The organism is Lentzea indica (assembly GCF_012184385.1).
Classification (GTDB): Bacteria; Actinomycetota; Actinomycetes; order Mycobacteriales; family Pseudonocardiaceae; genus Lentzea; species Lentzea indica.
On sequence record NZ_VSRL01000598.1, the window covers coordinates 1 to 650 of the forward strand.

At 66.6% G+C, this 650-nt stretch carries 1 protein-coding gene; it reads right to left on the reverse strand.

The genetic code is table 11. The annotated features are described in order from the left end of the window. A partial coding sequence (locus FXN61_RS49860; protein WP_312878604.1) for a phosphopantetheine-binding protein occupies positions 1–583 on the reverse strand: 583 nt, incomplete at its 3' end. Between the last annotated feature and the right edge of the window lie 67 nt (positions 584–650).

Consider the following 650-nt stretch of genomic DNA (forward strand, 5'->3'; position numbering starts at 1 on the left):
GCAGCAGACCGGTGGCCTCGATGCCGGCGTTGTGCTGGCTCTCCGGTGTGAACCGGATGCGCAGCGCATCGTGATGCGCCACCACGGCATCGAGCGCCAACGCCAGGCGATCGGCATCGGTGCCAGGCGCCAGCTCGAACATGCCCGACCAGTTCCAGTGGTCCCGATCCGGGATGTCCTGAGCCAGGAACCAACGCTGAATCGGCGTGAAGGGGACGGGGCCCGTGACAACGCCCTGCTCGGCCAAGGAGACCGCAGGCGTGTCACGCACCGCGAGAGCGAACTCGGCGATGGTCTGGTGGGCGAACACGTCCGCCACATCGATACCAAGACCTGCCGCACGAACGCGAGACACGATCTGCAAGCTCAGGATGGAGTCGCCACCGAGCTCGAAGAAGTTGTCATGCACGCCAACACGCTCGACGCCCAGCACCTGCGACCAGACGGCTGCCAGCGCTTCCTCGGCAGCGTTCCGGGGTGCGACATACGCCTCGCCGGTCGTCTCCGGCTCCGGATCGGGCAGCCCTCGACGGTCGACCTTGCCGTTCGGTGTCAGCGGAAGCCGATCCAGCGCCACGAACACCGACGGCACAAGGTAATCCGGCACACGCTCACGCAACCACGCCCGCAACACCGAACCACTGACGTCC